The sequence below is a fragment of the Kribbella sp. NPDC051137 genome, from assembly GCF_040682535.1.
GTDB classification, from domain to species: Bacteria; Actinomycetota; Actinomycetes; order Propionibacteriales; family Kribbellaceae; genus Kribbella; species Kribbella karoonensis.
In genome coordinates, this window is record NZ_JBFBBI010000003.1 from 733,374 (window position 1) to 749,868 (window position 16,495).

General features: G+C 69.6%; 14 protein-coding genes and 1 pseudogene. 7 read left to right on the top strand and 8 right to left on the bottom strand.

Translation table 11 applies throughout. The annotated features are described in order from the left end of the window. Window positions 1-2,262: a phosphoribosylformylglycinamidine synthase subunit PurL gene (purL, locus tag AB0M51_RS18595; protein ID WP_363749667.1), complete on the top strand. Its 2,262-nt coding sequence runs from the start codon at window positions 1-3 to the stop codon at window positions 2,260-2,262. Between the two features lie 63 nt (window positions 2,263-2,325). On the opposite strand, the gene AB0M51_RS18600 is transcribed toward purL, so the two are convergent. After that, entirely contained in the window at window positions 2,326-2,958 is a 633-nt protein-coding gene (locus AB0M51_RS18600; protein WP_344194475.1) for a hypothetical protein, read from the bottom strand. Between the two features lie 194 nt (window positions 2,959-3,152). On the opposite strand from AB0M51_RS18600, the gene AB0M51_RS18605 reads away from it, so the two are divergent. After that, window positions 3,153-3,650 carry a DUF1707 domain-containing protein gene (locus AB0M51_RS18605; RefSeq protein WP_344194477.1) on the top strand — a complete coding sequence of 166 codons (498 nt, stop codon included), beginning with the start codon at window positions 3,153-3,155 and terminating at the stop codon, window positions 3,648-3,650. Here the strand turns inward: AB0M51_RS18605 and AB0M51_RS18610 are convergent. Beyond that, entirely contained in the window at window positions 3,639-4,601 is a 963-nt protein-coding gene (locus AB0M51_RS18610) for a LacI family DNA-binding transcriptional regulator (protein ID WP_344194479.1), read from the bottom strand. The two genes, AB0M51_RS18605 and AB0M51_RS18610, sit on opposite strands and share 12 nt — an antisense overlap. A gap of 196 nt (window positions 4,602-4,797) precedes the next feature. Between AB0M51_RS18610 and AB0M51_RS18615 the strand changes: the two genes are divergently transcribed. From AB0M51_RS18615 to AB0M51_RS18630, 4 genes are read left to right on the top strand one after another with little or no spacing between them, the layout of a single operon-like run. Then, complete coding sequence (locus AB0M51_RS18615; protein WP_344194481.1) at window positions 4,798-7,215, top strand: beta-L-arabinofuranosidase domain-containing protein; 2,418 nt, start codon at window positions 4,798-4,800, stop codon at window positions 7,213-7,215. 29 nt (window positions 7,216-7,244) lie between these two features. After that, a complete protein-coding gene (locus AB0M51_RS18620; RefSeq protein WP_344194483.1) occupies window positions 7,245-7,826 on the top strand; it encodes a DUF1707 domain-containing protein in 582 nt (193 codons plus the stop codon). Between the two features lie 9 nt (window positions 7,827-7,835). Beyond that, window positions 7,836-8,378: a GNAT family N-acetyltransferase gene (locus AB0M51_RS18625; RefSeq protein WP_344194485.1), complete on the top strand. Its 543-nt coding sequence runs from the start codon at window positions 7,836-7,838 to the stop codon at window positions 8,376-8,378. Beyond that, a complete protein-coding gene (locus AB0M51_RS18630) occupies window positions 8,375-9,031 on the top strand; it encodes a hypothetical protein (RefSeq protein ID WP_344194487.1) in 657 nt (218 codons plus the stop codon). The genes AB0M51_RS18625 and AB0M51_RS18630 overlap by 4 nt, the downstream gene beginning before the upstream one ends. Here the strand turns inward: AB0M51_RS18630 and AB0M51_RS18635 are convergent. The 6 genes and pseudogenes from AB0M51_RS18635 to AB0M51_RS18660 form a co-directional block, all read right to left on the bottom strand. Next, the gene (locus tag AB0M51_RS18635; protein WP_344194589.1) at window positions 9,010-10,839 is read right to left on the bottom strand and encodes an HPr family phosphocarrier protein; all 1,830 of its coding nucleotides are present in this window, start codon (window positions 10,837-10,839) and stop codon (window positions 9,010-9,012) included. The genes AB0M51_RS18630 and AB0M51_RS18635 overlap by 22 nt on opposite strands. Window positions 10,840-10,920: 81 nt before the next feature. Continuing rightward, window positions 10,921-11,301: pseudogene (gene dhaM / locus AB0M51_RS18640) on the bottom strand (dihydroxyacetone kinase phosphoryl donor subunit DhaM); the annotation flags it as partial. Further along, window positions 11,298-11,918, bottom strand: coding sequence for a dihydroxyacetone kinase subunit DhaL (gene dhaL, locus AB0M51_RS18645; RefSeq protein WP_344194591.1), 621 nt, complete (start codon window positions 11,916-11,918; stop codon window positions 11,298-11,300). The pseudogene dhaM and the gene dhaL, both read right to left, overlap by 4 nt. 2 nt (window positions 11,919-11,920) lie before the next feature. Next, complete coding sequence (gene dhaK, locus AB0M51_RS18650) at window positions 11,921-12,925, bottom strand: dihydroxyacetone kinase subunit DhaK (RefSeq protein ID WP_344194489.1); 1,005 nt, start codon at window positions 12,923-12,925, stop codon at window positions 11,921-11,923. A gap of 45 nt (window positions 12,926-12,970) precedes the next feature. Next, window positions 12,971-14,200: an MFS transporter gene (locus AB0M51_RS18655; RefSeq protein ID WP_344194491.1), complete on the bottom strand. Its 1,230-nt coding sequence runs from the start codon at window positions 14,198-14,200 to the stop codon at window positions 12,971-12,973. A gap of 99 nt (window positions 14,201-14,299) precedes the next feature. Next, entirely contained in the window at window positions 14,300-14,860 is a 561-nt protein-coding gene (locus tag AB0M51_RS18660) for a sigma-70 family RNA polymerase sigma factor (RefSeq protein WP_344194493.1), read from the bottom strand. A 61-nt stretch (window positions 14,861-14,921) separates the two neighbouring features. Here AB0M51_RS18660 and AB0M51_RS18665 point away from each other — a divergent pair, with 61 nt between their 5' ends. Then, a complete protein-coding gene (locus AB0M51_RS18665; RefSeq protein ID WP_344194495.1) occupies window positions 14,922-16,442 on the top strand; it encodes a serine/threonine-protein kinase in 1,521 nt (506 codons plus the stop codon). The last annotated feature ends 53 nt before the right edge of the window (window positions 16,443-16,495 follow it).

Below are 16,495 nucleotides of genomic sequence, written 5' to 3' on the forward strand. Positions count from 1 at the left end.
TTGTCGACCGACACCGTTAGCAACGCCAACAGCACGCCGGACGTCGAGCAGCCGTGGGCTGAGCTCGGACTGAAGCCGGACGAGTATCAGCGGATCCGGGACATCCTGGGCCGGCGCCCTACCAGTTGTGAGCTGGCCATGTACTCGGTGATGTGGAGCGAGCACTGCTCGTACAAGTCGTCGAAGGTGCACCTGCGCAAGTTCGGCGAGATCCCGCAGGAGACCCCGGCCGGGAAGATGCTGGCCGGCATCGGTGAGAACGCGGGCGTCATCGACATCGGCGAGGGGTACGCCGTCACGTTCAAGGTCGAGTCGCACAACCATCCGTCGTACGTCGAGCCGTACCAGGGTGCGGCGACCGGGGTCGGCGGCATCGTCCGGGACATCCTGGCGATGGGCGCCCGCCCGGTCGCGGTGATGGACCCGCTGCGGTTCGGTCCGCTGGACGCGCCGGACACCAAGCGCGTGCTGCCGGGGATCGTGTCCGGCGTCGGCGGTTACGGCAACAGCCTGGGCCTGCCGAACGTCGGCGGCGAGGTCGTCTTCGACCCGACGTACGCCGGGAACCCGCTGGTGAACGCGCTCTGCGTCGGCGTCATGCGGCACGAGGACCTGCACCTCGCGAACGCGACCGGCCTGGGCAACCAGATCATCCTGTACGGCGCGAAGACCGGCGGTGACGGGATCGGCGGCGTGTCCGTGCTGGCGTCGGAGACGTTCGCCGACGGTGGCCCGACCAAGCGGCCGGCCGTCCAGGTGGGCGACCCGTTCATGGAGAAGCTGCTGATCGAGTGCACGCTCGAGCTGTTCCAGGCGAACGTGGTCGAGGGCATCCAGGACCTCGGCGGCGCGGGGCTGTCCTGCGCGACGTCCGAGCTGGCCAGCGCGGGCGACGGCGGCATGCACGTCTCGCTGGACAAGGTGCCGCTCCGGGACGCGTCGCTCGCTCCGGAAGAGATCCTGATGAGCGAGTCGCAAGAACGCATGATGGCGGTCGTCACCCCGGACAACGTCGAAGCGTTCCTGAAGATCTGTGCGAAGTGGGACGTGCAGGCCGACGTGATCGGCGAGGTCACCGACACCGGCCGGCTCGAGATCGACTGGCACGGCGAGCGGGTGGTCGACGTACCGCCGCGGACCGTCGCGCACGAGGGACCCGTCTACGACCGCCCGTTCGCCCGGCCGGAGTGGCAGGACGAGCTGCAGGCGGACGGCGCCGAGAAGTTGCCGCGGGCAACCAGCGGCGCGGAGCTCCGGGACACCCTGCTGCGCTTGGTGGCATCTCCCAACCTCTGCGACAAGTCGTGGGTCACGGACCAATACGACCGGTACGTCCTGGGCAACTCGGTGCTCGCGCAGCCCGAGGACAGCGGCATGATCCGGGTCGACGAGACCAGCGGCCTCGGCGTCGCGGTGTCCACCGACTGCAACGGCCGGTTCGCCAAGCTCGACCCGTACACCGGCGCGAAGCTGGCGCTGGCCGAGTCGTACCGGAACGTCGCCACCACCGGCGCCCGGCCGGTCGCGGTCACCGACTGCCTGAACTTCGGCTCGCCCGAGGACCCGGCGGTGATGTGGCAGTTCGTCGAGGCCATCCGCGGCCTGGTCGACGCCTGCAAGGAGCTCGGCATGCCGGTCACCGGCGGGAACGTGTCGTTCTACAACCAGACCGGCGAGACCCCGATCCTGCCGACCCCGGTCGTCGGCGTGCTGGGCGTGATCGACGACGTGACCCGGCGTACGCCGATCGGGTTCACCGCCGAGATGGAGGGGCACCAGCTGTACCTGCTGGGGACGACGGAGGACGAGCTGTCCGGGTCCGAGTGGGCGCACGTCGTCCACGGGCACCTCGGCGGCCGGCCGCCGGCGGTGGACCTGGAGGCGGAGAAGCAGCTCGCCGACATCCTGATCAACGCGTCCCGGGACGGCCTGATCGACGCCGCGCACGACGTCAGCGACGGCGGTGTCGCGCAGACGCTGGTCGAGTCGGCGCTGCGCGGCGGCGTCGGTGCGCGGGTGTGGGCGCCGGACGGGCTGGACCCGTTCCTGTTCCTGTTCGCGGAATCGGCCGGCCGGGCGGTCGTCGCCGTACCGCGGACCGAGGAGGTGCGGTTCACCGACATGTGCACCGCACGCCGCTTCCCGCACGCGAAGATCGGCGTCATCACCGGCGACACTCTCGACGTGCAGGACCAGTTCGAGGTGCCGCTGACCGAGCTGCGGACGGCCTGGACCGCGACCCTTCCCGCGGTGCTGAACTGACCGACTTCAAGGGGTGACCCGGCCACTGCCCGGGTCACCCCTTCTGCTGGCAGCGGTTCTTTGTCAGCCGACCAGCGCCACGCGCTCGGTCGCCACGGTCAGGACCTGGGCGAGTCCGGCCTTGTCCTGGTGACGACCGGCAACGGTGAGCTCGATGTAGGCCCGCTTGCCGCTCTCGAAGGTGTCGACGAAGCGGGTGGTGACCAGGCGCTGACCGCGGGCGCCGTCGCGGTAGGTGTAGCTGATCTCGGTGTAGGCGACCCGTGGCATGGACCAGCCGACCTTCGACGGCGCGGTGCCGGCGGTGCGGGACACCAGCTTGAAGCCGGTCACGCCCTTCAGCGCGTGGATCCGCTGGTCGGCGGCGCGGCTCGTGCTGACCTTGCCGCCGAGCCCGCCGTTGACGCGGAGCATCCAGGTGTTCGAGCTGTCGGTGAACTTCGCCTGCTGCCGGCTCAGCTGGGTGAACTTCCACCCCTTCGGCGCGTAAACCGCGACGTTGCAGTTGCCGGGCACTCCCCAGCACTTGTAGGTGAACCGCAGGGCGGCCGCCTTGAGCGCGGGCTTGGCCTGGGCGGCGACCGCGACGGTCCGGGACGGGACGGCGGCGTCACTCGGTGCGATGCCCAGAAGCAGCCCCGCCGCGCTGAGGATCGCGGCGCCGGCGAGTACGCGTGCGGTGAGCTTCTTGTTCATGGTCGTTCCTTCGTGGTCAGGGGCTCCGTGCGGCCCGTCAGGATCAGAGATGGCTTGGCGGACGGCCGGGGTTGAGTGCCGAAAATGTGAGCAGCGTCTCCGTCGGGCAGACCAACTCGCCCGCCCGATCAAGCGTCTGAAGACGCCTTTCACGGCGTCTGGCACACTCGATGGACGAGGGTGAGGTGAGGCGGATGGCAGAACGGCGACCGGTGAAACCGGCCGACCTGATCGGGTTGGCGACGGCGGCCGGGCAGGAGGCGCGCGAGGTCGCGACCCGACGGCGGATGGTCAACATCCGCCTCACCGACGAGGAGCGGCACAGCTGTACGGACGAGCTGGCCGAGCAGTTCGCGATCGGCCGGCTGGACGAGGACGAGCTGCACCGGCGGGTGGATCTGCTGAACGACGCGGTGACACACGGCGACCTGATCCCGGTCTTCGCGGGCCTCCCGACCCCGTCGTTGTACAAGCCCGCGCCGCGGACACCGGGGAAGTGGCGATGGGCGGCGTTCATCGGCGCGGTGTGGATGGCGTTGCCGTTCGCGCTGGCAGGGCTGCTGTTCCTCGTGTTCGGGCGGGAGGTCGCGGCCGCGATCTTCGGGTTGCCCGCACTCGCCTGGGTGTTCTTCGCGTACCGCTGGGCCTCCCGCCCGAAGCGCGACGAGCAGCGGAAGCAGTCAGGCGCCTAGCGTCGACTCGCGCGTGATCAGGCGGGCGGGGAGTTCCAGTACGCCGCGGTGCCGCTTGCCTGCGATCGCCTGGAGCAGCAGGGACGCGGCGCGCCGGCCGAGGTCCTCGAGGCGGGGGTCGACGGTGGTGAGCGGCGGCCGACTGGCCATCGCCATCACCGACCAGTTGTCGTAGCCGGTGACCGCGATGTCGTCGGGGACCGCGTGGCCGAGCTCACGGAGCCGGTCGCAGACGCCGCGAGCGATCTGGTCGCTGCCGCAGCTGATCGCGTCCGGGCGCTGTCGCAGGATCACCTCGGTTGCCTGGCGCCCCCATCGTTCGCTCCACTCGCCGTACAGCGGCTCGCCGCAGAGGGCGTCGCCGGCGGCGCTGACGACCGCCTCGGCGCGGGCCGTGGCGGAGCGGTGGTTGACGGGACCGGTGATGTGCGCGATCCGCTGCCGGCCGAGACTCAGCAGATGCGTGATCGCGGCCGTCGCACCGCCGGCGTCGTCGACGATCACCGAGGCGTCGGTCGGGTTGCTCGACGGGGCGAGCGCGTACACGACCGGGAGCGGCACGTCGATCGGCGGCCGCGGTTCGGTACGGCGGCCCGTGACGACGAACCCGTCGACGCCGCGGGCGACCATCGAACGTAGGTATGTCAGCTCGCGGAGCGGATCGTCGCGGGTGTCGCACAGGACGGTGGCCAACTGGCCGGCGCTGAGCACGTCCTCGACGCCGCGCATGATCGGAATGCTGAATCGGCCGGTGCTGTCGGTGGTCACCAGCGCCACGGTGTACGTGCGGCCGGACGACAGCGCGCGGCCCCGGGCGTCCGGGGTGAACCCGAGCTGCTCAGCGGCACGGCGTACCCGGTCCCTGGTCTCCTGACTCAGCTGGCCGGTGTTGTTGAGCGCCTTCGACGCGGTCCCCGCGGACACGCCGGCGAGCGCGGCGACATCAGCCATTCGCACTGCTGGCGGCCTCATACACGTTTCCTCTCGGTCTGTTGCCGAAGCCTAGCAGGGCAACCTGGAGAACCTTGCTGACCTGCGCTTCAGTGTTGACCGAAGGAGGTTCTAGTCCTACGTTGTCAACGACGGAAAACGTGTGCGGTCTTTCCGTCGGTGTGATGTCCGCCCCCGTCACCCGAAAGGCACACCCATGTCCGATCCCACTCCCGAAGGACTGCCCCGACGTGACTTCCTCGGTGTCTCTCTCGCCGCGGCGGTGCTCGTGACGAGTTCCGCTACCGCCGCTCCTCCCTCCGGTCCGCCGGCGAGCCGCGGCGGGCACTACGTCCCGCAACGTGCACCGCTGCGCCCTGTCCCGTTCCAGAAGCTCCCGCCGGGCGCGATCGAGCCCCGCGGCTGGCTCGCGCAACAGCTCGAGTTGCAGGTCAACGGCCTCTGCGGGCGGTACGACGAGATCTCGGACTTCCTGGTCTACGACACGAACGGCTGGGTCGACCCTGCGCTGGGTGCGTGGGAGGAGCTGCCGTACTGGCTGCGCGGGTTCGGCGACCTCGGCTACGTCACCGGCGACACCGGCGTACTGACCAGGACGCAGCGGTGGATGGACGGGATCCTCGCCACCCAGGCGGCCGACGGATGGTTCGGTCCGGAGCGGTTGCGGACCTCGCTGGAGAACGGGCCCGACTTCTGGCCGGGCATGCCGCTGCTGGCGGCGTTCCGGTCCTGGTACGAGTACTCCGGCGACGAGCGGGTCATTCCGTTCATGACGAAGTACTTGCGGTTCCAGAACACGCAGCCGCCGGAAGTCTTCAACCGGTCGTGGGGTGCGTTCCGCTGGGGCGACAACATCGACAGCGCCTACTGGCTGTACAACCGCACCGGTGAGCAGTGGCTGCTCGATCTGGTGACGAAGATGCACAACGGGTCGGCGGACTACGTGCACGGCATCCCCACGTGGCACAACGTCAACCTCGCGCAGGGATTCCGCGAGCCGTTGCAGTACTGGCTGTTGTCCGGAGACGCCGAGCACCGGGAGGCGACGTACCGGAACTATGCGACGGTCATGGGCCTCTACGGGCAGTTCCCGGGCGGCGGGTACGCCGGCGACGAGAACTCGCGTCCTGGGTTCGGTGATCCGCGGCAGGGGTTCGAGACGTGCGGGATCGTCGAGCTGATGCACAGCTGCGAAATGCTCACCCGGTTCACCGGGGACGTCGCCTGGACGGACAGGTGCGAGGAGCTCGCGTTCAACTCGTTGCCGGCGTCGTACGATCCGCGGCAACAGGTGATGCACTACATCACGTGTGCGAACAGCGTGCAGCTCGACGACCATCCGAAGCACGGTCAGTTCCAGAACGCGTTCCCGATGGGCTCCTACAAGTACGGCGTGCACCAGTACAGGTGTTGCCCGCACAACTACGGCATGGGCTGGCCGTACTACGTGCAGGAGCTGTGGCTGGCCACTACGGACAACGGTCTCGCTGCGTCGATGTACGCCGCCAGCAAGGTCACGGCGACGGTTGGAACGGGTGAGACCGTGTCTGTCGTACAGGACACGGAGTACCCGTTCTCGGACACCATCACGTTCACCGTGCAGACACAGCGACCGGTGCGGTTCCCCTTCTATCTAAGGCGTCCCGGTTGGGCACATGACGCGTCGGTGAAGGTCAACGGGGAGCAGGTGCGCACGACTGGCGACTGGATGAAGGTCGAGCGCACCTGGCATCCGGGTGACCGCGTTGAGCTGAAGCTGCCGATGCGCACCACCACACGCGTCTGGAGCGACAACCACGACTCGGTGTCCGTCGACCGCGGCCCGCTGACGTACTCGCTGCAGATCGACGAGCGGTACGAGCGCATCGGCGGCTCGGAGGCCTGGCCGGAGCTGTCGGTGTACCCGGAGTCCCCATGGAACTACGGTCTCGTCGCGGGCGCCTCGTTTGACGTCGTACGCCGGGAAGGTGGCGACAACCCGTTCACACAGGACGGCGTACCGCTGGCACTCACCACGCAGGCCCAGCGGATCCCGCAGTGGGAAACGGACACCGAGGACGTCGTAGGGCTGCTGCAGCAGAGCCCTGCGCTTTCAGAGCAGCCCGTGGAGACCGTGACCCTCATACCGATGGGGGCGGCCCGGCTGCGGATCACGTCGTTCCCACAGGTGTCTGCGAAGGGTGAGGAGTGGATCTACCGCACCCGGATCACCGCGTCGCATGTGAACGACGGCGACTCGCTGGAGGCGCCCGACTCGGGCCGTACGCCGGAATCGTCCGCCGACACCTCGATCCCGCGCTTCACGTGGTGGGACCGCCGCGGGACGACGGAGTGGATCGAGTACGACCTGCGCGAGGTGCGGGAGCTGTCGAGCGTCTCGGCGTACTGGTACGACGACACCGGCTCCGGTCAGTGCCGCGTACCCGAGTCCTGGCGAGTCCTGTGGCTGGCCGGCGACACCTGGCGCGCAGTGGAGAACACCACGCCGTACGGCGTAGCGCCCGACCAGCTCAACACCACGACGTTCGCGCCAGTACGCGCGCAGCATGTCCGAGTGGAGGCCGCCCTACGCCCGACCTACTCGGGAGGATTGCTGCTTTTGACATTCGGCTGACCGCCTGGGTGCTGCGAGAATCACCTGTTGTGGCGAAGGATCCGTTCCTGGAGCAGGCGCTCCTGAAGCACCTGCAGTTCGCGCCGCTGAGTCGTGCGGAGCTGGTCCGTCGGACCGGCGCCGCCGACCAGCGCGTGCAGGCCGCCTTGGACGAGCTGGTCCGCCGGACGCACGTCGTACGGCGGCCGCAGGACGGTCTTCCGGAGGACTACGAGCTGACGCCGGCCGGCAGCGGGCAGCTGACGGCAGATCCCGAGGAACTGCCGTTCAAGGTCATGGGGAAGCTCTTCGGCGCGAGCGCCTCCGAGCTGAAGCTGGTTGCGGAGTCGGGGGACGAGCGGAAGCTGCTGCTGTCCGACGACGACAGGACGGTCTGCGCGAACGCCTTGGCACATCAGTTCGCCCTCGGCCGGATCGATAAGGACGAACACGCCCGGCGGACCGATCTGCTCTTCGCCGCCCGCGTCCGTGCCGAGCTGTACGCCGTGTTCGAAGGTCTCCCGCTACCTGAACTCGCCGATCCGGCCGCGGACCGGTCCTGGGTCCTACCGTTCGTCCTCAGCCTGGCCGTCCTCTTTGCCGTAGTTCTGGTGCTCTCGCAGTTGAACTAGCCTGTGGGCGTGGAGCCTGTGCTGAGGTTGGCTGTGGTGGGGGATGGTCCGGCGGTGGCTGCGTTGGCCCGGGCAGCGGTGGAGGTGCAGTTTCCGGCGTACTACGACGCCGTGCAGACGGCCAGTGCGGCCGAGCACATCACCACGCTGGACACTGCCCTGATCGACGACGGCACCTACTACGTGCTGGAGGCGGCCGGCGAGGTCGTCGCGTGTGGCGGGTGGAGCCGGCGGAACAAGCTGTTCAACGCCAGTACGGCGGGCGCCGACAGCCGGCTGCTGGATCCCGCGACCGAGCCGGCCCGGATCCGGGCGATGTTCGTCCGGGCGGACTGGACGCGCCGGGGGCTCGGGCGGGCGATTCTCACCGCCTGTACCGAGGCTGCGCGCGCGGAGGGGTTCACCCGGCTCGCACTGATGGCGACACTGCCCGGCGTACCGCTCTACAAGGCTTTCGGCTTCACCGAGGTGGAGGACGCCCAGCTACCGATGCCGGACGGGACCATGCTCCCCGGCGTCGCGATGGAACGACCGATCGAGGAGAACGCATGACCGCAGGTACTACTGTCACCGCACCGGACGGCACCGAGGTCGTGCTCGGTGAGATCGGCACCCGCGTGCTGCTGAAGAACTCACGGGTCCGTGTCTGGGAGGTAGAGCTGCAGCCCGGTACGGCGCAGGGCTGGCACCTGCACCACAACCCGTACGTCGTCCTCTGCCTGTCGACGTCGCCGTGTCACATGGACTGGCTGGACGGCAGCCCGGCCCGGCACCTGAGCGAGACCGTCGGCGGGTCGGTCTACCGGCCTGTCTCGCCGGTGCACATGCTCACCAACGACGGGGGCGCGTTGTACCTCAACCGCCTCATCGAGCTGCTGGACCTGGGCGAGGAGGCGTCCGGCGACCCGTACTTCGCGGTGTCCGGCGTACCTGCCGAGGCGGGCTTCGAGCAGGCCGGTGAGATCCCCACGAAGGTCGTGGTCGACGAGGACGACGTACGCGTCCAGCACCTGACGCCCGAGGCGGGCGAGTCCTACACCTGGCACACGGGCGCATACCCGGCTGTTGTCGTCGACCTGGACCTGTCGAGCCCGGACGTGACCTACCTGGAGCCAGGGCAGTCCTACACCCTTCCTGCGAAGCCGGAGCGCACCTCGGGCTTCAACCTGGTCGAGCTGCGCTACTACAGCAAGCCTCGCACCTGAGCCGCGTCCCGGGCTGCCAACGCTGCGGCGGTATCGACCTGACTCAGGTCGGCCTGCCGTAGGCGGGCCTTCACCAGGGGCACCTGCGGACCGACAGCGCTCAGCTCGGTCACACCGAGAGCTGCGAGCAGTACGGCGGCCTGCGGGTCGCTGGCGAGGTCACCGCAGACAGCCACGCGTACACCCGCCGTACGGACCACGTGGTCGATCAGCTGGAGCACCGCGGGGTCCAGGCCGTCCGCGAGTGGCGCTACGGCGGCGTTGGTGCGATCAGCGGCCGTCGTGTACTGCGTGAGGTCGTTGGTGCCGATGCTGACGAAGTCGAGGTCCTTCGCGAGGGTGGCGACGCGGAGGGCGGCCGCCGGAACCTCGACCATGATGCCGACCTCGAGGTTGTCCCGCGGGCCGAGCTCGTGCAGCGCCCAGTCGACCTCGTCGGCGGTCGTCACCATCGGGAACATCACGTGCACCGGCGTCTCGGCCGCCGTACGCCGGATGGCCGCGAGCTGATCGCGGAGCAGCTCCGGCCGACGGCGGAACACGCGCAGGCCGCGTTCGCCCAGGAACGGGTTCGGCTCGCGCTCCTGCGGGAGGAACGGGAGCGGCTTGTCGCCGCCGATGTCCCAGGTGCGGATCGTGATCGGCTTGTTCCCGAGCGCCCGGGCGATGTCGAGGAACACCTCGGCCTGCTCGTCGGCGCTCGGCGCCGTACGCCGGTCCCCGAACAGCACCTCGGTCCGCACCAGGCCCGACCCGTCCGCGCCCCGCACCTCCACGGCGTCCTGCACGACGCCGACATTCACGAGTACGTCGACGGTCCGCCCGTCGCGGGTCGTCGCCGGCAATGCCGCGTCCGCGATCGCCCGCTCGCGCTCACCCAGCCGCTCGGCAATCGTCGCCCGCACCGCGGCCTCGTCGGGCGCCGTGTCGAACACCCCGGTCCGGGCGTCGAACGCCACCACGGTCCCGGCCCGCACCGCGACGTCCCCGATCCCGGTCACCAGCGGAATCCCGCGGGACCGAGCCACGATCACCCCATGCCCGGTCGTCCCCGCCGCCCGCACCGCGATGCCCGCGACCTCGGTCGCGTCAACCGTCGCTGCCGTGGCCGCGTCCAGCTCAGGTACGACGAGAATTCCGTGCGCGGATGTGTCGTCGGTGACGCCGGCCAGCAGTCGCAGCACGCGGTCCCGCACCGCGCGGACGTCCTGCGCTCGTTCTTGCTGGTACGGATCGTCCAGCGACTCGAAGGTAGCGGCCAACCCGTCGTAGGTCTGCTTCCACGCGACCGGCGCCGACGTACCGCCCGCGATCGCCGCGCGGACTTCCGCCAACAGCGCGCGATCGTTCAGCAGTGCGAGGTGTGCCTCGAAGATCCCGCCACCGTCGACCAACGCCCGCAGCTCGTCGCCCGCGACCCGAACCGCGTCGTCCAACCGTGCACCTTCGTTGTCCCCGGCAACATAGCCGCCGAGATCAACCGAAGCGTCGACAAGCACGGCAGGCCCGATCGCCACATCCAGTCCGGATCCTCCTGTCAAGGGAGGCGCGACCACATCACCGAAATTGTCCGCAGCAAGCTCTTCGACCGCCGCCAGCACCTCGGCAGCCTGTGGCCCGCTGGCCCCCACCCGCAACCGATGTCCCTGTTGCGCATTCAGCGTCGCAACCATGCTCAAACTGCCGGCATCGACCGGACCCTTCCCGGTGTCGAGATCGGTCAGCGAGACTACAGCGTCAAATCCGTTGACCAGACCAACCAACCGGGCAGCCGGCCGGGCGTGCAAGCCGTGCTCGTTCCCGACCACGACCTCAACGCTGTGATCAGAAGCAGCAACCGCTTCCGCAGCAACAGGCGCCGCATCCCCGAGATGGTCCTGCTTACCGACCAGGCCCCGTGCGGCCTCCGCCGCAACGGCATCCAGCGAAGCGCCTGTGGACGCCGTCACCACGGCCGCCACCAGGCCCTCGACCAGCGGGGCGCTCGTCAGCCGGACATGCTCGGCGACGGAGGGATCGACGAACTCCAGCGCCATCTCGGCACTCAGCACCGCCGACCCGAGGTCCAGCAGCACCAGTACGCCGTCCGGGCTGTCCGCGGTCCCGAGCGCCTCCGCGACCGCCATCGCGTCGGTCCCGAACGTCGTCGCGTCCAGCCCCGCAGCCACCGCGATCACCGGACGCTTGTCCTCGGCAACCATTTCGGCAGCGAGGCCGACCGCAGCGTCGGCCAGCGCCCGGCTGTGCGACACCACCACGATCCCGATCATGAGAGCGTGCGCGCCGCGGACTCCAAGATCAGCGTCGTACTGGTCGCTCCCGGATCCTGATGCCCGGCGCTGCGCTCACCGAGGTAGCTGGCCCGACCCTTGCGGGCCACCATCGGCACGGTCGCGTCCCGTCCCTGCGCGGCCGCCTCCGCCGCGGCGCCCAACGCCGTACCGAGATCCGCCCCGCCGGCCACGGCGTCGTCGTACGCCGTCAACGCCGGCGCCCACGCGTCGTACATCGTCTTGTCGCCGAGCTCCGCCTTGCCCCGGGCGAGGACACCCTCGACGCCGGCATGCAGGGCCTTCCCGACCGTCTCGGGCAACGGATCGACCCCGGCCAGCGCGGTCCCGAACCGCAGGAAGAACGTCCCGTACAGCGGCCCGCTCGCCCCGCCGACCTTGCTGACCAGCGTCATCCCGGCCTTCTTCAGCAACTCGTCGACCGACCCGAACGACGTACCGTCCAGCACCTCGACGATCGCCTGGAACCCGCGATCCATGTTGGCCCCGTGGTCCGCATCCCCGATCGCCGAGTCCAGCTCGGTCAGGTACGCCGCGTTCTCATGCAGACTCTGCGCGGCATCACGCAGCCAGTTGACGAAGGAATCGACTCCCATGCTCACGCGCCCCAGCGTAGGCCGGGGGTGTTCACCGGGGCGTCCCAGAGACGTACCAGTTCGTCGTCCACTTTCAGGAGTGTGACGGAGCAGCCGGCCATCTCGAGCGAGGTGATGTAGTTGCCGACCAGGGAGCGGGCGACCGTGATACCGGCCCGGTCGAGGAGCTGGGCGACCTCGTTGTACATCACGTACAGCTCGATCAGCGGCGTACCGCCCATGCCGTTGACGAACGCGATCACCGAGTCCCCTTGGGTGTAAGGGAGATCGGAGACCACCGGGTCGACCAGCAGTTCGGCGATCTCGCGGGCCGGGGCCAGCGGGAGGCGTTGCCGTCCGGGCTCGCCGTGGATGCCGATGCCGACCTCCATCTCGTTCTCGGCGAGGTCGAACGTCGGCTTGCCCGCGGCCGGGACCGTGCACGACGTGAGCGCCATGCCCATGCTGCGGCCGTTGTCGTTGACCCGCTTCGCCAGGTCCGCGACCTCCTGCAGCGGACGGCCCTCCTCGGCGGCGGCGCCGACGATCTTCTCCAGCAGTACGGTCACGCCGACGCCGCGCCGGCCCGCGGTGTAGAGGCTGTCCTGGACGGCGACGTCGTCGTTCGTCACCACCGACAGCACCTCGGTGCCGGCGTCGGCCGCGGCCAGCTCGGCGGCCATCTCGAAGTTCATCACGTCGCCGGTGTAGTTCTTCACGATGTGCAGTACGCCGGCGCCGGCGTCGACGGCCTTCGTCGCGGCCATCATCTGGTCCGGCACCGGGGACGTGAACACCTCACCCGCGCAGGCCGCGTCCAGCATCCCGGCCCCGACGAATCCGCCGTGCATCGGCTCGTGCCCGGACCCGCCGCCGGAGATCAGCCCGACCTTCCCGGGTCTCGGGGCGTCCTTGCGGTAGACGATCCGGTTCTCCAGGTCGACCCGCAGCCGGTCCGGGTGCGCCGCCGCCATCCCGCGCAGCGCTTCACTCACGACATCGGCCGGGTCGTTGATGAGCTTCTTCATGCCCCCAATCTGAGCACACGACCGCCCGGAACGGGAGACCTTCCGTCAGGCGGCCTCGACCTCGGAGAGCAATGGGATCGTCCGGATCGGCTTGCTCGCCGTGAGCATGACGGCACCCACGCCGAGCAGGGCGCCGAACACCAGCAGCGCGTTGCGCGCGCCCAGCACCGAGAGGAAGACGCCGCCGAGGAACGGCGCCAACGGGCCGGCGGTGTTGGACATGAACATCATCGCGCTCTGCGCCCGGCCCTGGAGGTGGTCCGGCGTGATCAGCATCTGGTACCCGAACAGGCCGGAGTTCAGCGCCGGCAACAGGAACATCGCGAGCGCCGGCAATACGATCAGGAGCGCCGGGTGCGTGGTCGCAGCGGTCGCCGCGAAGGTCACCGTGACCACCCAGCCGGCGACGATCGTGATCTTCCCGGTGCTGTACGTCGCCAGCAGCCGGGGTGCCGCGAACGCGCCGAGCAGCCCGCCGACCCCCATCGCCGTCTCCAGCAACCCGATCACCGACGGCCGTACGCCACGCTGCTGCATGCTGAGGATCAGCACCAGGATGGTGCCGTTGGCGGCGAAGTTGAGCAGCGTCGCGGTGACGGCGATGATCCGCAGGTCGCGTTGGCGCAGCAGCCAGGCCAGTCCGGAGCGGATCGCCTTCAGGATCGGCTCGTGCGTACCGCCCTCGGGCTTCGCGGCAGGCAGCGGGTGCCGGATCGTCGTCAGCATGATCGCCATCACCAGGTACGACACCGCGTCGGCAGCGACCGGGATCGCGCGACCGATCGAGAACAGCAGGCCGCCGAGCGGAGCCCCGGCGAGACCTGCCAGGTTCTGCCGGCCGTGCGCGGCGGCGAGCGCCGTACCGATGTCCTCCGGAGCGACGATCTGGCGCAGCGCGCCGGACTCGGCCGGCATGAACAGGGCGTACCCGGCGCCGTTGAGCAGGCCGACCAGCAACAGGTGCGGGAGGGTCAGGTGCCCGAGCCACGCGGCGACCGCGACCGAGCCGAACAGGACGGCACCGAGGAAGGTGTAGCCGACCAGGATCCGCCGTCGGCTCCAGCGGTCTGCCAGCGCACCGCCCGGCAGCGCGACCAGGAGTGTGCCGAGCGAGGACGCCGTACCGACCAGACCGGCCTGCACCGGCGAACCGGTGATGGCCAGGCCGAGCAGTGTGAAGACGAACGAGCTCATCGCGGAGCCCAGCGAGCTGACCGTCTGACCGGTCAGCAACTTCAGATAATCGCCGTTGTGCAGCAACCCCCGGGCGGACATAGCTCGGAGGGTATGCCTGGATCAGTCCAGATATCAGACCTGATCCATTGCACGTTGATGCAAATCAAAGACCTGCACCCACCCCACCGCCCTGGTCGGTCAGTCCTTCGGGCGGAGCAGCGGGCGCACGACCTCGCGGGCGTCGTGGATCCGGGACTTGACCGTGCCCAGCGGGGCCCCGACCTCGGCGGCGATCTCCTCGTACGACAGCCCGTAGACGTCCCGCAGTACCAGCGGGGTGACCATCTGCGGACGGTCCCGCTCGAGGGTCTCCAGCGCCTCCAGGAGGTCCAGGCGGGTGCCGGCGATCACGCTCGTGGTGCGCGGGTCCGGCTTTTCCATCTGCTCCGGGTTATGGGCGGCCTGCGCGGAGCGTTTCAGCTTGCGGTACGTCGAGCGGGCGGAGTTGGCCGCGACGGAGTGCACCCACGTGGAGAAGCTGCTGCGACCGGAGTACGTGTTGATCTTGGTCGCGATGTTCAGCAGGGCCTCCTGCGCCGCGTCCTCCGCGTCGGCGGAGTACGGCAGGACGCTCCGGCAGATCCGCAGGACGCGCGGATGCACCTGCCGGAGCAGGTCGTCCATCGCGTTCTTGTCGCCCGCCTGCGCTGCCTCCGCCAGGGTGGCGAGGTCGTCGGTCGGGCTGGTGCTCTCGCTCATCTGCGCCTTTGCTCTCGACGGGCCCCGGTAAGGGACACTCCAATGACCCATAATGCCTTGTATGGGGGTCCCAACCAGACTCGGTCGGTACGTCGTGCGCCGACGCCTGGGCTCAGGCGGTTTCGCGACGGTCTGGCTCGCGCACGACGAGCAGCTCGACGCCGAGGTGGCGATCAAGGTGCTGGCCGACAACTGGGGCCATGACGACTCGGTCCGGCACCGGTTCCTCGAGGAGGGCCGGTTCCTGCGCCGGGTCGAGTCCGAGCATGTCGTCCAGGTGCACGACGTCGGCGAACTCGAGGACGGCCGCCCGTTCCTCGTGCTCACGTACGCCGACCGCGGCACGCTGGCGGACCGCCTGAAACAGCAGCCGCTGCCGTTGCCCGAGGCGGTCGACGTCGTCGTCCAGGTCGGCCGCGGCCTGCAGGCGCTGCACCGGCGCGGGCTGCTGCACCGCGACGTGAAGCCGGCCAACGTACTGTTCCGCAGCACCGACGACGGCGAGCGGGCGGTGCTGTCCGACCTCGGCCTCGGCAAGTCGCTCGACGAGGTGTCGCGGATCACCATGCCGGGCGGGACACCGTCGTACGTCGCCCCGGAGCAGGCGCTGGGGGAGCGGCTCGACCAGCGCGCCGACCAGTACTCGCTGGGCGCCGTGGCGTACGCCGCTCTCACCGGGCGGTCGCCGCACCAGGTGGACGGGCTGGGCGCGGCCAGCCGGGTGCAGGTGGCGCCGCCGCCGAGCTCACTCGGGTTCGAGCTGCCGGAGCAGGTCGACGCGGCGATCGTCCGCGCCCTGGACCCGGACCGCGAGAAGCGCTGGCCGGACGTCCAGTCGTTCACCAAGCAGCTCGTCGGCGCGCTCGACGAGAACACCCGCGACTTCCCGCTCGCCGAGCGCGAGACCGTCCAGGTCGCCGACAAGCCCGAGGACGACGCGGACAAGACCGCCCTGAGCGACGAGAACCAGCCGACGGTCGTGAAGACGGTGGAGCCGTCGGAGGTCGCGGAACCGGTTGAGCCTGCTACTGAGGCGGCACCCGTCGTACCTGCGAAGAAGAAGCGCCGGCGCGGGCGTTGGGTGGTCGCCGCACTGCTCGCGCTCGTGGTGGGCGCCGGGGCCGGGTACGGCGGCCAGTGGTACCTGTCCAACCGCAAGGTGATCCCGGTCGGCGTGAAGGGCTTCCAGGTGAACCTCCCGCGTGCCTGGGCGCACTCCATGGCCACGTCGACGTGGACCGTGCCGGGCGGCAACGGCACCGCTCCGGCGTTTCGGGTCAGCGAGGACGCGAACTGGTCGGGCCAGACACCGGGAGTGTTCGTCGGCGTCTCCAGCACCAAGCTGGCGCTGCCGGACAGCAGCCAGTGCGAGAACGTCGGGTCGCCATCGCCTCCGCACACGGTCCGTGGACACTCGGTCACGGACCGGGTTTCCACCAACTGCTTCGGTGCGGATATCGTGCTGCTCCAGCGAGTCGTCGATCACGGGGACGGCAGCTCGCTACTCGTTCAGGTGGTCGTGCCCGGGGCCGACTCGGTCCGCGCCACCGAGATCGCTGACACGGTGCAGTACACCCCCTAGGACGTCCCCATGCGTTTCCCGACCGAACGGCTCCGGCCTTCGCCGGCGCTGAT

Excerpts from the sequence above, each read along its gene's own strand:
- AB0M51_RS18615 (WP_344194481.1), top strand. The coding sequence starts at position 4,798 with ATGTCCGATCCCACTCCCGAAGGACTGCCCCGACGTGACTTCCTCGGT.
- AB0M51_RS18630 (WP_344194487.1), top strand. The coding sequence starts at position 8,375 with ATGACCGCAGGTACTACTGTCACCGCACCGGACGGCACCGAGGTCGTG.
- AB0M51_RS18655 (WP_344194491.1), bottom strand. The coding sequence starts at position 14,200 with ATGTCCGCCCGGGGGTTGCTGCACAACGGCGATTATCTGAAGTTGCTG.
- AB0M51_RS18660 (WP_344194493.1), bottom strand. The coding sequence starts at position 14,860 with ATGAGCGAGAGCACCAGCCCGACCGACGACCTCGCCACCCTGGCGGAG.
- AB0M51_RS18605 (WP_344194477.1), top strand. The coding sequence starts at position 3,153 with ATGGCAGAACGGCGACCGGTGAAACCGGCCGACCTGATCGGGTTGGCG.
- dhaK (WP_344194489.1), bottom strand. The coding sequence starts at position 12,925 with ATGAAGAAGCTCATCAACGACCCGGCCGATGTCGTGAGTGAAGCGCTG.
- AB0M51_RS18600 (WP_344194475.1), bottom strand. The coding sequence starts at position 2,958 with ATGAACAAGAAGCTCACCGCACGCGTACTCGCCGGCGCCGCGATCCTC.
- AB0M51_RS18610 (WP_344194479.1), bottom strand. The coding sequence starts at position 4,601 with ATGGCTGATGTCGCCGCGCTCGCCGGCGTGTCCGCGGGGACCGCGTCG.
- AB0M51_RS18665 (WP_344194495.1), top strand. The coding sequence starts at position 14,922 with ATGGGGGTCCCAACCAGACTCGGTCGGTACGTCGTGCGCCGACGCCTG.
- dhaL (WP_344194591.1), bottom strand. The coding sequence starts at position 11,918 with ATGGGAGTCGATTCCTTCGTCAACTGGCTGCGTGATGCCGCGCAGAGT.